The sequence below is a fragment of the Roseivirga misakiensis genome (genome assembly GCF_001747105.1).
GTDB lineage: Bacteria > Bacteroidota > Bacteroidia > Cytophagales > Cyclobacteriaceae > Roseivirga > Roseivirga misakiensis.
In genome coordinates this window covers 1-13,817 of sequence record NZ_MDGQ01000002.1, presented here as the reverse complement: position 1 = coordinate 13,817, position 13,817 = coordinate 1, and the positions used below count along the sequence as shown (strand labels likewise).

The 13,817-nt window shown below is 39.5% G+C and carries 12 protein-coding genes; 3 read left to right on the top strand and 9 right to left on the bottom strand.

The genetic code is table 11. From position 1 onward, the window contains the following. Nucleotides 1–40: 40 nt before the first annotated feature. The 5 genes from prmA to BFP71_RS00070 form a co-directional block, all read right to left on the bottom strand. Nucleotides 41–874: a 50S ribosomal protein L11 methyltransferase gene (gene prmA / locus BFP71_RS00095; protein WP_069833427.1), complete on the bottom strand. Its 834-nt coding sequence runs from the start codon at nucleotides 872–874 to the stop codon at nucleotides 41–43. Beyond that, nucleotides 874–1,635: a triose-phosphate isomerase gene (gene tpiA / locus BFP71_RS00090; RefSeq protein ID WP_069833426.1), complete on the bottom strand. Its 762-nt coding sequence runs from the start codon at nucleotides 1,633–1,635 to the stop codon at nucleotides 874–876. Before tpiA ends, prmA begins: the two co-directional genes overlap by 1 nt. Before the next feature lie 317 nt (nucleotides 1,636–1,952). Then, nucleotides 1,953–2,480: a hypothetical protein gene (locus BFP71_RS00085; RefSeq protein ID WP_069833425.1), complete on the bottom strand. Its 528-nt coding sequence runs from the start codon at nucleotides 2,478–2,480 to the stop codon at nucleotides 1,953–1,955. A gap of 579 nt (nucleotides 2,481–3,059) precedes the next feature. Then, nucleotides 3,060–3,338, bottom strand: coding sequence for a helix-turn-helix transcriptional regulator (locus tag BFP71_RS00075; protein WP_141719639.1), 279 nt, complete (start codon nucleotides 3,336–3,338; stop codon nucleotides 3,060–3,062). Further along, nucleotides 3,335–5,290 carry a dockerin type I domain-containing protein gene (locus BFP71_RS00070; RefSeq protein ID WP_069833422.1) on the bottom strand — a complete coding sequence of 652 codons (1,956 nt, stop codon included), beginning with the start codon at nucleotides 5,288–5,290 and terminating at the stop codon, nucleotides 3,335–3,337. Before BFP71_RS00070 ends, BFP71_RS00075 begins: the two co-directional genes overlap by 4 nt. Nucleotides 5,291–5,307: 17 nt before the next feature. On the opposite strand from BFP71_RS00070, the gene BFP71_RS19300 reads away from it, so the two are divergent. After that, nucleotides 5,308–5,478, top strand: a complete 171-nt coding sequence (locus BFP71_RS19300; RefSeq protein ID WP_176723284.1) for a hypothetical protein — start codon at nucleotides 5,308–5,310, stop codon at nucleotides 5,476–5,478. Between the two features lie 36 nt (nucleotides 5,479–5,514). Here BFP71_RS19300 and BFP71_RS00065 read toward each other — a convergent pair whose 3' ends face one another. The 3 genes from BFP71_RS00065 to BFP71_RS00055 all read right to left on the bottom strand — a co-directional run bounded on the left by BFP71_RS00065 (nucleotide 5,515) and on the right by BFP71_RS00055 (nucleotide 9,227). Beyond that, entirely contained in the window at nucleotides 5,515–7,236 is a 1,722-nt protein-coding gene (locus BFP71_RS00065) for a tetratricopeptide repeat protein (RefSeq protein ID WP_069833421.1), read from the bottom strand. Between the two features lie 220 nt (nucleotides 7,237–7,456). Beyond that, entirely contained in the window at nucleotides 7,457–7,732 is a 276-nt protein-coding gene (locus BFP71_RS00060; protein ID WP_141719638.1) for a helix-turn-helix transcriptional regulator, read from the bottom strand. A 4-nt stretch (nucleotides 7,733–7,736) separates the two neighbouring features. Next, complete coding sequence (locus BFP71_RS00055) at nucleotides 7,737–9,227, bottom strand: dockerin type I domain-containing protein (protein WP_141719637.1); 1,491 nt, start codon at nucleotides 9,225–9,227, stop codon at nucleotides 7,737–7,739. A gap of 139 nt (nucleotides 9,228–9,366) precedes the next feature. On the opposite strand from BFP71_RS00055, the gene BFP71_RS19295 reads away from it, so the two are divergent. After that, entirely contained in the window at nucleotides 9,367–11,391 is a 2,025-nt protein-coding gene (locus tag BFP71_RS19295) for a hypothetical protein (RefSeq protein ID WP_069833418.1), read from the top strand. A gap of 47 nt (nucleotides 11,392–11,438) precedes the next feature. Beyond that, a complete protein-coding gene (locus BFP71_RS00045; RefSeq protein WP_069833417.1) occupies nucleotides 11,439–13,448 on the top strand; it encodes a tetratricopeptide repeat protein in 2,010 nt (669 codons plus the stop codon). On the opposite strand, the gene BFP71_RS19210 is transcribed toward BFP71_RS00045, so the two are convergent. Next, nucleotides 13,445–13,717, bottom strand: coding sequence for a helix-turn-helix transcriptional regulator (locus tag BFP71_RS19210; RefSeq protein WP_141719636.1), 273 nt, complete (start codon nucleotides 13,715–13,717; stop codon nucleotides 13,445–13,447). The genes BFP71_RS00045 and BFP71_RS19210 overlap by 4 nt on opposite strands. Nucleotides 13,718–13,817 lie beyond the last annotated feature (100 nt).

Genomic DNA, 13,817 nt, shown 5'->3' with positions numbered 1-13,817 from the left:
CTTAATAAATGAACGAAGAAATGGGGAGAATAGTGAAAAGTTAAGAGACTTTCTGATAGACTATCGCCACCCAATTTTTCCGAGTGGTATGCTTAACTTCTACTAAACCGTGTTCCAAGACTAACGCATTTACTTGCGGGAGGTCTGTTTCATAAAATCCACTCAAGAAAAGATGGCCTTTTGAATTGAGTATTTTCACATACTCTGGGATTTCTTCTAGCAGCACGTTCGTGTTGATATTCGCGAGTACTATATCGTATGTTTCTGTTAATGCAAGCTGATGAATTGTACCCTTTTTAATGAATTCAGGCTTGACTTCATTTAAGTCAAAATTATCTTGCGAATTCTCAATGCACCACTCGTCTACATCGGTGGCAGCTACACTTTTGGCACCGAGTTTTGCTCCCATAATGGCCAAAATACCGGTTCCTGATCCAATATCGATCAGGCTTTTGTCTTTGTGATCAATATCATATTGGAGGGCCAGCATCTGATGAGTAGTCTCATGATGGCCTGTTCCGAACGACATTTTGGGGTTAATTACAATTTCATAGTCAAACGCTGGTTTTGACTCATGAAAAGTAGCTCTCACATAAATTTTGTCATCTACGTTTATGGGGTCGTAATTTTTCTCCCATTCTTCATTCCAGTTCACCTTGGGAATCTTTTTCAACTCATACCAAATTCTGGTTTGCTTTCGGTAATTGTTGAAAAGTGTTTGAACTGCAGGGTGACTGAATTCCTCTTCTTCTATATAGGCTTCAAATCCAAGTTCGGTCTCAACGAAAGACGTAAACCCCAGTTCACCCATTTCGGCAGTGAGTATTTCGCCGAATGGGGCATCGCATTGAACATTAATTTGGATAAAATCCATTAGTAGGATTTAGTGATATCAATGAAGTCTCTAGATTTTAGAGATGCCCCGCCAATCAGGCCTCCATCTACATCTGGTTGACCGAGTAGTTCTTGCGCGTTAGTTGGCTTCATACTTCCTCCATAAAGGATAGAGATTTCGGCAGCAACGGCATCTGAATAGTTTGAAGCCAAGGAAGCTCTGATACTCTTGTGCATATCTTGCGCTTGTTCAGCGCTTGCGGTTACTCCTGTACCGATAGCCCAGATTGGTTCATAAGCAATAACAACTTTCTTTAAATCTTCAGCCCCAAAGTCATATAGGCTCTCCTTCAACTGATTAGTCACGAATTCAACGTGATTTCCTGCTTCACGAACTTCAAGCGATTCACCACAGCAGAATAGTGGCGTTAATCCTTTTGCAAGGGCAAGTTTTACTCGAGCTGCTAATTGCTCGTTTGTCTCAAAATGATACTCTCTTCTTTCACTGTGACCGATAATAACATAAGATGCACCTGTAGAAGTGATCATATCTGCTGCTAGATCGCCTGTATAAGCACCTGATTCATGTTCACTCATATTTTGAGCGCCTACAAATACATTGGCAGAATCGGCGGTCATAGCACTTACTTGCGACAAATGAATAGCTGGTGTACACATTACAATTGTGACATCGTTCGGTGCTTCATCCTTTGCGATGTTCACTACCTCAGAAGCTAGCGCAAGGCCTTCCTCTAGGTTCTTATTCATTTTCCAGTTTCCAGCGATTATCTTCTTTCTCATGATTGCTTTGAGTTATGCTCAAATATAATTGAGTTCAAAAGACTAACGCTTACAGAATCAAGAAAATTAGAACTTCGATTGCATTCCATTCTGTTGGTCGTCACTAGACTATGAATCATGTAAAAAATAAAACCCCACATCTCTGTGGGGTTCTAAATCGAATTCGACCGACAAGTGAAGATCTATATGTTCCTCTCCGAAGACCTTCTTGCTTGTAAATGTGAAACCAGTAACCCTAACAATTACTCTTGCTTAAACCAGGCGTCTCCCGGAAATTTGCAAATCAATTCTTTGAATTGACGATTCACATGTTCGAACTACCTAAACATTTCATTCAGTTTCTTTTCACTTTTTATAGAGAGTTCGAATGCTCTCTTATGCTGTTTTGAAGATTTATAACTTGCAAATTCTGAAACCTTTGACTTCTCCAGTTTTGAGTCTCTAGCCTCGTAGAATTCGCTGATACTTGAAGGATTAACACAGATTAGTGCGATATTTTTTCCTTGCTTATTTAATTCGATCATGTACTCAAACTTATCAGTCAGAGCATTAAGAAATTTCTCATCTGGAAGCCAAATCGGGTTAGATTCGATCGGGTTAATCTTTTTATTAGACTTATGCAGATGTGTTTGGATTATCAATCGGGAGCCGAACCGGCCTGTTTCAATTTTGAAGTCTACTAGATTATTGAGCTGAATAGTGAGGTTTGTTTCTAAGCCAATCAACTCAAAAAGTGGCCGCCATATTCGACGGATTTGATAGGAAAGAGAGGTATTATCTTGATAGGCAAAACCCCAGATGTTTGTAAATCTCTTTTCAGATTTATCTTCTGTAATTGGAGTCATTTTGCAATTCTTTATAATTCGTACTTCGTCCATTTCCTTCAAAAAACAATGGTTCATCAATGGCTATTAGGCTCATTTTAGAAAGTTCTCCTGATGGTAATGACTTTAACTCGGTAGGAAGTGAAGCACGAAAGAAGAATAGACTCCTCGCAAAAGTGCGCTTGAGGTAATAGGGTTCTAAATGAAATTCAACCGATCTAAGTATAGCTTTGCTACCCTGTATACTGGATAAAACAGCGCTTTGACTCCTAGCGGAATGAATTAAAAATAACCTTGAAAGAATCTCTAAGCTTTTCACTGGCCCTTTGGTAATTGTTTTCAACTCTTGCTCATCAATCGATGATCCTAGAGTTTCACAACTTGGCGCCAGCCGGTAAAACAGTCTACTTTACCACATAATTGTTGTTACTCGTATTACTGTATCTTTGTAATAACGAAATAAATATAGGAATTCAAAATTATGAAATACAACATGAAGCTTAATTTCTGTATTTAATTTTTAATCAAGTCGTATTAAAATAATTATTTAAATACTTATTCTTGATTAAAAACAATTACAAACATTCATGGAATTTTGGGTCAGTTAATAGAATCCAAAAACTCATGCCAGGAAAGCCTCGGATGCATTTTCATTTTTCTCCTTAGCCGATGCTTTGCTTTTTTAACGCTATCCGGTGTAATGTTTAATAGAAGAGCGATATCCTTTGTGGGAATATTTGCTTTAAGCATTATACATAATCGCAGGTCATATTCCGTCAGTGCTGCATATTTAGATGATAGCTTCTGGCGCAATGTGGTGTATTTTCCATGAAGCTCTAAAACTAAGTTATTCACCATATTTCTTTCTTGAACTGTCATAAAGTGCTTGTTGGTACTTGTCGCGTTTTGCTGGTATTCTTTTGTTGGAAGTCATTGCGGTCGACGGCATTGATCTCTCCATCTAGGTTGAAGTCTGCTATGCCACTTCCCGAGTAGCTGTAAACAGCACCATTATTAGTTTGCCAAGTACTCAGGTCGGTGCTGTTGATACTGCCATCTTGATTCACATCTCCTGATGGCATCCCAAACTTGTTGTTGGTTAGGCTTGCCAGGGCGGTCGTCGTCTGGTAGGTGTTCGCTGAGTTGCTGGTGAAGTCTATGGTCAGTGTGCCTCCTGAACCATCTATCGCAGCGGCTGACATGATCGGTAGGTGGTTTCTATGGTAGACCACCACATAGTAGTCTGTCCCTGTGTTTCCTGTTAGGTTGATCGTTGGGTTGCTGGTACCATCTGTCGCTTTGATCGTCCCATCATTCATCAAAAAACCAGCTGTTGAGCCCTTTCTTGTTCCGTTTGTCGCTGTAGCCGCCGTGCCTGCTTCTCTTAGTTCTACCAACACCCAGTCTACTGCATTAGCAGGTATACTTACATTGGTTGTTTGGCTATGGCTATTGACTCCATTATAAGGCTGTTGGGCAGGGATGCTACTATTGATTGCAGTGTTTAGGTTGGTGCCATTATAAGCGCCTTCTAGGAATACTGTGGCTGCTATTTGTAATGAACTTGGAGCTAGGGTAGTCACATCTACTTTAATTGGAGATGATTGTACATTGGGTGTACCTTCGTCATCTCTAGCCACTACATAAACATCATAGGCTGTACCAGCAGTAAGGCCTGTTACTGCTGAAAACAGGGTAAAGGGATCTGTTAGCCCTTGACCATTGCCTGAAGCGATAGGCGAACCTCCTCCGTTGGCCTGACCAGCGATTACATTGACTGATGTAGGAGCTGTTGCTCCATCTGCTACTACTACATAGTAAATATCTCCTCTTTCATCAATGCTGGCTCCTACCATAAAACCTGAACTCGTCACTGAACTCACTGAGGGAGTTACGTCGAAGGTGGGAGGGTCGGTGTCAGCCACAGCCAATGTAATTCTTGAGGGCACATTGTTTTTGGCAGTTATGTAAGTTGATGAATTATTAAGTTGACTTGGCAGATAGTTACTGGTATTAAAAAAAGCATCCTTAGCTTCATCGACACTATTGAATGTAAAACCTCCATTGTAAATAACATTATCATACTCGTCACTAGGATTTGGGCCTACACCAAATGCCATTGCACTGACCGGAGTAGAAGTCTGTAATCCAGAAGGTAGATGTGTGTCATTAGTATCGGAAGGATCACCTCCAAATTGTGTAGAACCTGTATAAGTTATAGATATGAACGTTGGATCTGATAAAGCATTAGCACCTCCAAGTGGTGCGTTTCTTTTTTGAAAAACGATAATGCTTTCCCCTCCTGAACTAAGGTTAGTCTCAGCTGTTCTCGTACTAATATTATCAGTATATACGGAAAAGTTTGGGGAATTCGCACCCAAAACCCATTTTACAATGTCTCCTGCACTTAACCCCCCAGCAGGAACCGTATAAGCAAAAGTACCATCGCTGGAGCTTGTATTCCCAGCTTGAAATACTCCCGAAGCATTAACTCCTACCGCCGAAAAATATATGACAGTATTTTCAGCAATATCTACAAATGTGATGAACTGAAATTGATCCGTAATATCCGCACCGAGCTCAAAAACACAGATATCTCTTGCTGACAAAATTGTGCCAGATATCTCTTTCTCTTCTGGATCAGAAACAATATTAAATTCACTCACTGGAGAGACATAAAGGGCATCAGACGAGAAAGCAACCTCTACCTCGTTAAGTCTGATGCCCTGACTGGAAGAATTATCATTAGAATCGGTTTGACTAAACAAACTAAGTGACCCCACTAAGTAGAGTCCAAAGCCTAAAATCCATTTCTTATTTCGAATCATCATCAATCAATTAAATAGAAATGAATACTCCCGATTCGCTTTTAGAAATCACAATCAGCCGCTCAAATAGCATGTCCACAAAAACTATCGAATCCTCTACGGCAAGTATTCTTTTCTATTTGACTAATCTATTTGATGATCTACTGGGTAGAGTGAGTTTAGGTGTGACATTTCAATCACATAAGCCATGAAAAACCATGACATTTCAATAAAAAGGCTAAATCGAGCTATTTTATGGCTAAGTCGACTTCTTTTAGATAGGTATCTAAATGCTGTTTGTTGGTGAGTTTCATCTTTTTGTTTAGTCTAGACTTAGCTTTGATGACACTATTTGGACTTATGGCCAGTAGTTCTGCAATTTCCCTTGTAACTAGCCCAAGTTTAATCAAACTACAAAGACGTTCTTCATTTACAGTGAGCACGTGTTCTTCGAGTGCGTTAAAGAAAGAAGGAAATTTTTCATCGAATGCAATTCTAAAGGCTACCCAATCCACAGCATGCATACTACTTGTCCTCAAAAAATCAACTAGTTTATCTTCTTGGCCCTCTTTAACTGCCTGTTGTTCGGCTTGTTCTAGCTTTTCTTTATAATCTAATATGCGTTTTCCTTGATCCTTTATTTCATGGTTTTTTAAAGCAGACTCTCTTTCAAGGATTTCTTGCTCTTTTTGGGTTAGTAAAAGTCGATTTTCAAGCCTCTTTTTATTCCAAAGAAAGATTAATATGCTCACCATAAAGAGAATACAGAGGACTAAAATCACCAGATTTCGTTGGTTAATCCTTAACTGGTTTATTTCGTTTAGCTGTGCTTCGGCCTCAGCCTCACTCTTAAGTTGATCGAACTCATATTTGGCATTTACCTCGGCTATCTTCTCATAGTTTTGTGTAAATAATAGACTATCTTTTATGTTAGTGAAAATCTTGTAGGCATTAAACGCTTCCTGATAATTCCCTATTCTTTCATTAAAATCTGCCTTCAACGAATAGAGTCCCATTTTAAACCTAGGGTCCTCCCGATACCCCGATTTCAAAGCGATCGCACTATCCAAAACTTTAATACCATTATCTATATTTCCATAATCCAGATAAACTCTAGCCTTACTTCGCATGATATTCAACCTCTCGCTGACTAAACCTAATTCAGAACTTAATACTTGAGCACTGTCAAGGTATTGTATAGCAAGTTTTTCGGAGCTAAGCTTTGAATAGATCGTGCCAAGTTGTATCCAACAGTTAATCAATAGCCTTTCCGCTTTGCTTTGTTTGATGTAATTCAACGCTTCTAACCAATAATTCTCTGCTAAACCGTAGTTACCTCTGGCCATTTCCAGATTGCCCAGGCTACCCATAAAATGTATCGGCTTCGAAGAGGAATTTTTTGACTTTATCCTGTCAATACCCTCTTTGAAATACTTTTCAGCCGTATCAAACTCCCCTATTACCGTTTTTGCTATCCCTAAATCCAATAAATTTTGCATTTCTCGGGAGAAGTCTTTCTTCTTCTTTGCGTCCTCTAAACCTTTGATGAAGCATTCTATTGCTAGTTCATAAAATCCAGATTTCATATAATTAGAACCTAAACTATAGTTAGCAGAACTTATTCCTTTATCATAGGATATTTCTTCGGCCAGAGCCAAAGCCTGACTCAAGAGTTCTCTGCCTTCGGACAGTTGAAACCTAATATTACAGAGGGCTCCTAATACGGTTAAAGCTTCGACTTGACCTTCTTTATAATCCAGTCTTTTGGCAAGCGAAAGTGCGCGATTAGCATATTTTTCGGAGAGCAGCGGATCTTGATTGAATAATTTAGTAGCTGTTTCATTTAAGAAAACGACCCGACTTGTACCAGGTCGTTTCTCTATAACCAACTCTAAACTATCGACATTTATCTGCGCTTGACTGTTTATGAATACAAACAGGAAAAGGAATACGGTTAAACAACCTTTCATTAAGGATTTACTTAAACTATGTCCCCCAATATATAAACTTGAAGTAAAAATAGAGCAAGACCTGTCCCCCTGACAGCGTCAAATCATGTAGACCTATCTTAAATCAAAGAATGATACGGGACACAAGTCATCGTCCTGATTAAGTTAAATTCTATCATCAGGTAATTGAGTAGTTTTCTTATTCATTGAATAAATGGGGCTCTATTGTGGCAAAAAAGGATTAGTACCTGAAAAGGAAGTCACCCCATGAGTCTTCTGGTCTCATGATGATTTTTTTTCTTAAGCGATGTTTGGCCTTCTTCACACTGTCGGGCGTGATGTTCAGTAGCGTAGCTATTTCTTTGGTCGATAGGTTGGCCTTTAAGTAGGTACATAGCCTCAAGTCATAGGCTGTCAGGTGAGGATATCTTTGTTTTATCTGGTTTTGCCAGCTTGATGTGGAACCTTGTAACTCTGTGATCAAATGCTCAACCAGTTGTCTTTCTATTACTGTCATAGCCCTAGGTGGTTGGTACTTGTCTGGTCTTACTTGTATTCTTCTGTTGGAAATCATTGCGATCTACCGCATTGATCTCTCCATCTAGGTTAAAGTCGGCACTGCCGTTGCCTGAGTAGCTATAGGCTGCTCCGTTGTTGGTGCGCCATGTGCTCAGGTCTGTGCTGTTGATACTACCATCCTGATTCACATCTCCTGATGGCATCCCAAACTTGTTATTGGTTAGGCTTGCTAGGGCGGTCGTCGTCTGGTAGGTGTTCGCTGAGTTGCTGGTGAAGTCTATTGTTAGCGTTCCTCCTGAACCGTCTATCGCATTGGCTGACATGATCGGTAGGTGGTTCCGGTGGTAGACCACTACATAGTAAGCTGTGCCTGTATTACCCGTTAGGTTGATCGTTAGGTTGCTGGTGCCATCTGTTGCCTTGATCGTTCCGTCATTCATCAGAAAGCCTGCCGTTGATCCCTTCCTCGTGCTATTTACTGCTCCTGCTGCTGTGCCTGCTTCTCTTAGCTCTACTAATACCCAGTCTACTGCTCCTGATGGGATACTCGTCCCTGTTGTACTTTGGGAGTGACTGTTTACACCATTGTAGGGTTGTTGGTCAGGGATTTGGCTGTTGATTGTTGTGTTTAGGTTGGTACCGTTATAGGCCCCTTCTAGGAATACTGTTGATGCTACAGCAAGGGAGGTTGGCGCTCCTCCAGAAATGGTAAAACCGGGATTGCTAGTTACCCCTCCCCCATTAAAAACACTAGATCCATCTACAGTAATGTCAAAAGTAGTGGAATTGTCACCTGTATAATTACCTGTATTCACTACTCTGGCCAGAATATCCGCGGCAGTACCCGATGCAAATGAACCGGAGTAGTAAAGGTTATCTGTATGATTAGAGCCACCGATATCAATCGCATTTACCCCATTGGTAAGGCCATTACCCAAGTAAGATTCTGTACTAGCAAAGCCTCCTGACGAAAGTGGATTCCAAACAGAATTATGAGGTGAAGTATTTGCAAAAGCAAATATAAAATTAGTTGGGCTTGTCAGTCCAGATCCTTGAAATAGATGCCAAGCATCACCTGCATTACCTGAAGGAGCAGCAGAGCTCGTACTCGTCCACCCTGTAATTGTTGTCGATACTGACGCTCCCGATACTGAAACTGAAGCGGTGCCACTAGCAATTGAGATTGTGAAAATAGTGCCTGCGGTAATGGTTGAAGTCGGAGTTATACCCAATGATCCATTCGTTCCATTCGAGACATCTAGTGTGAACCCTCCAGTACTGGTAACAGGATAATCGGTAAGGTAAAAGGTCTCCGAAGTACTAATATCTGCTAGTGCCAATAAGGCGATTTCATCCGGATCAGCATCTCCATTAAAACCCACAACGACTAAATCTCCTTTAGAAAGGCCTTGTGCATACAAAAGAGGAACACATAGGAATGAAAAAAAGAACGGCACTAGTAATCTTTTGAAAATCAATAACTTTCGATGCATATATCACAGAATTTGAACTACTGCAATAAGTATTTTAGCGTATCAAATCCCTTGAAATTCATATAGACATGAAATGAACATGGCAAACAAGGGGACACATTTTATATAGACAATATGTTGTTTTCTATAATTTCACATCATGACAAAAAAGACTGCATTAGCACTTTTAATAGCTGGGCTTATTATTCTAGTGACCTCCAACGCCCATGCTCAGGAAACTCGGAGAATTAAAATTGATACGCTCTTACAGAAACTACCAACCCTAAAAGAAGACGAAGCTGGTGCACAAATCTTATACTTACTAGGTGCCCGCTACATTGACGTAAACCTTGATTCGGCCTTATTCTTTTTTAATAAGAGCTTAGCACTATCAGAGAAACTCGAGTACTCAGAAAATATTGTAGCTACTAAGAAGGGGCTAGGAACGACATACGGATACATTGGTGACCTTGATAAAGCCATAGCCATCTATGAAGAAACTTATCAAGAAGCCCTCACAACCGAAAACTTTTATGGGGCTCTTTATGTACTGAATGATTTAATGGTAAATGTGAACAGAAAAGGGGACTCACTCAAAACGAAGACTATTCTCCGAGAGGGCTATGCTCTTGCTCCAAAGGTAGATTCTGATAGCTCATATTTTATCTCTCTCTATGATATCACACATGCAAAACTCTACTATTCTTATGCAAAATATGATTCCGCATTTTTCTATTGGGAGAGAGCACGGGACTACATGATGAAAATTAATTTCAGGGCTTATGGAGCCATTATCACCAATGATATGGCAACGGCTTATTTTGCCCTGTACGACTACCCTAATGCCCTTAAAGCAAATAAAGAAGCTCTAGAATTGGCCACAGCGATTGACTACAGGCCGGTTGAACTAGAAGCACAGAGAGGAATCGCCAGAGTATACGCTGCTATAGATAATGCTGACTTGGCTATTGAAACATTGATTCCAGTTTATGAGGAGCAAAAACAATACGGGCATCCATTTAGAATGTTACCTGTCGAAATGGAATTAGCTAATGCATACTACCAGAAAGAAGACTATGAAAATGCTCTAATATATGCCAAGTCGGCCTATACGCGAGCTTTCAAAATTGGAGCCAAAGATGGCAATGTATCGAGGTCTGCCAACACAGTGGCTGATATTATGCTTAAACTTAATCAACTTGACTCTTCTCTGTTTTACTTAAATGTATCGGACAGTATTGCGAATCTTTACGAGAAAGACTATTCAAAATTTAGAAACCTCATTCTCAGAACAAAGCATAAAAACTTATCTGGAAAGCATAGTGAAACTTTTGCATACCTAGAAAAGGCCGACTCACTGGCTCGTAACGTTTTAGGACCAAAACAGCGTGCAGAGGTATCCTATATGCAATATTTGTACTACAGAGAAGTAGGTGATTTGACAAGTGCTTTGGAGGCACTGGAAAAAAGTAATAATCTTAGAGATAGTCTTAAAAACCTGGAAAAAAGAGGTGACCTAATTCGGTTAGGATCAGAAATAGAAACAGCTAACAAGCAAGCACAAATCAAAAAAAGGGAAAGTGAGATTGAGACGTTGACAATGGAAATTGACGAGAGAAGGTCTAAAAACGCTCAGGTTACCATCGTCTTAATATGCACAGCAGTCATCGCCATATTGATGGTTATTCTAAGAGTTAGAAAGTTAAAATCTGCTCGAAAACTTAAAGAATTGGAATCAGAAAAACTTCAAGATGAGTTAATACAAAAGAATAGACAGCTCACGACCAAAGCCTTACAGGACGCTCGTAAAAACCAGGTTTTGGATTCGTTGCTGACAGAAACGAAAAATATCCAGACTTCTAAGAACACTGACTTATCCAAACTTATCAGACTAGCAAAAGAGGGAATCAACTCTGAAAAAAAGCTGGAACTATTTACTCTACAGTTTGAAGAAACCAATCCCAATTTTTATAAAAACCTTAGAGATCTTCATCCTTCCTTAAGTCCAAGAGAAGAACAAATTTGTGCGTTGGTAAATCTGAATTTTAGCACAAAAGAAATCGCATCATTTCTTGGAATAGAGGCTGGTAGCGCCACCACTGCGAGGTATCGATTAAGACAGAAATTGGGTCTTGAAAAGGAGCAAAACCTGACCAAGTATTTGCAAGGCTTGAATCAGTTATAGGATTCTATTTCACCAACCATCAAGAGTTTATACTATTCAGCAGTAAGATGAAAAAACATATTATAGTTCTCTTATTCTTATTGATAGGCGTTTTCTCTCAAGCACAACAAACACGAAGACAAAACATTGATACCTTACTAAGTCAACTTCCACATATCAAAGAGGATACAGCTGGGGCTCGAGTTTTGTCACGTCTGGGTAGTTTCTATCTCAGGGTAGACCTAGATTCTGCGGTACTCTACCTAGAAAGGAGCATTGAACTCTCTGAGAAACTGAAGTTCTCTTTTGGCATTTTAAATAGTAAACAGTCTTTGGCAGCAGCATATACTTTTAAAGGAGAGATTGATCGAGCGATAAACGCATATCAAGGTGCTTTTGAAGAAGCCTTAGTTTCAGGAGACACTGTACGTTCAATGTTAATCTTAATTGAATTAATCGTAGCAACTAGGGAAAAAGGAGATTCAAAACTAGCAGATGAATATTTCAAAATGGGCTATGAATTAGCTCCAAAAACCAATGAATATTCAGATTACTTTAATGCACGGCTGAATATAAATCGAGCTAGTTTTTTTCATGATGATCTACTTTATGATTCGGCTTTTTTCTATTGGGACAAAGCGCTTAAAACTATGGAAAGAATTCAATTGCCTGGCTTTACAGCAGTGATTAGTAATAATATGGCGAGCGCATATTTTGATATTTATGACTATCCTAAAGCCTTAGATGCGCATAAAAAAGCTTTCGAAATAGCCACAGCAATGGACTATAGACCAGTAGAAATAGACAGTCAATTAGGTATTGCTAGAGTCTATTCGGCGATTGACAACGCTGATCTAGCAATAAATCGACTTTTACCTGTTTATGAAGAAGAAAAACAATTAGGGAATCCAACAAGAACGATAAAAGTAGAATTAGAGTTAATTCGGGCATACAACCAAAAAAAGGATTTCGATAATGCTATTGTCATTGCAAACGCTGCATACAATAGAGGGAAGAGTTTAGGTTTAAAGGCAGCAAACATATCCAGTATAACCAATAACCTATCTAAGCTTTGGTTAGAGAAAAATGATATAGATTCATCCCTTTTTTACTTGAATATATCGGATAGTCTTGCCCTAATTAATGAAAGAAACTTCCCAAAATTCAGCAACCTTCTTTTGAGAGTAAAGCTCAAAAACTTAGAAGGAAAACATATGGAGACCCTCGATTATTTGGTTAAAGCTGATTCGTTAGCAAGTATGGTCTTGGGACCAAAGCAGCGTGCCGAGGTATCATACATGAAGTACTTGTACTATCGTGAGATAGGTGAATTAACTAATGCTTTAGATGCTTTAGAAAGAAGTAACAATCTGAGAGATAGTCTTAGAAACTTAGAAAAAAGAGGTGATTTAATTCGATTAGGATCTGAGATCGAAACTGCGAATAAGCAAGCTGAAATAGAAAAAAGAGAAGGCGAGATCGAATTGCTAACTATAGAAATTGAAGAGAAAAAGTCCAGAAATGAGCTACTGACAATTGCATTTGGATCAATTGCCATGATTATGGTGCTGATCGCGGTGCTGAGTGTTAGAAAACTCAAGTCATCGCGGAAACTTAAAGAATTAGAATCAGAAAAACTTCAAGATGAGTTAATACAAAAGAATAGACAGCTCACGACCAAAGCCTTACAGGACGCTCGTAAAAACCAGGTTTTGGATTCGTTGCTGACAGAAACGAAAATTATCCAGACTTCTAGAAACACTGACTTATCCAAACTTATCAGACTAGCAAAAGAGGGAATCAACTCTGAAAAGAAGCTGGAACTATTTACTATACAGTTTGAAGAAACCAATCCCAATTTTTATAAAAACCTCAGAGATCTTCATCCATCCTTGAGCCCGAGAGAGGAACAAATCTGTGCGCTAGTCAATCTTAACTTTAGCACGAAGGAAATAGCTTCCTTTCTCGGTATTGAGGCGAGCAGTGCTACTACCGCTAGGTATAGATTAAGGCAGAAATTAGGTCTTGAAAAGGAGCAAAACCTAATCAAGTATTTGCAAGGCTTGAATGAGCTTTAGTCTGATAAGAATACCCCCCAGGTATGATTGGGATACATCTTGAGCTTCTTCCTTAACCGATGTTTGGCCTTCTTGACACTATCTGGGGTGATGTTGAGGATGGTGGCGATCTCCTTGGTCGATAGGTTGGTCTTCAGGTAGGTGCATAGCCGGAGGTCGTAGGCCGTCAGGTTAGGATATCTTTGTTTTATCTGGTTTTGCCAGCTTGATGTGGAACCTTGTAACTCTGAGATCAAATGCTCAACCAGTTGTCTTTCTATTACTGTCATAGCCCTAGGTGGTTGGTACTTGTCTGGTTTTGCCGGTGTTCTTTTGTTGAAAATCGTTGCGGTCTACCGCATTAATCTCTCCATCTAAGTTGAAATCTGC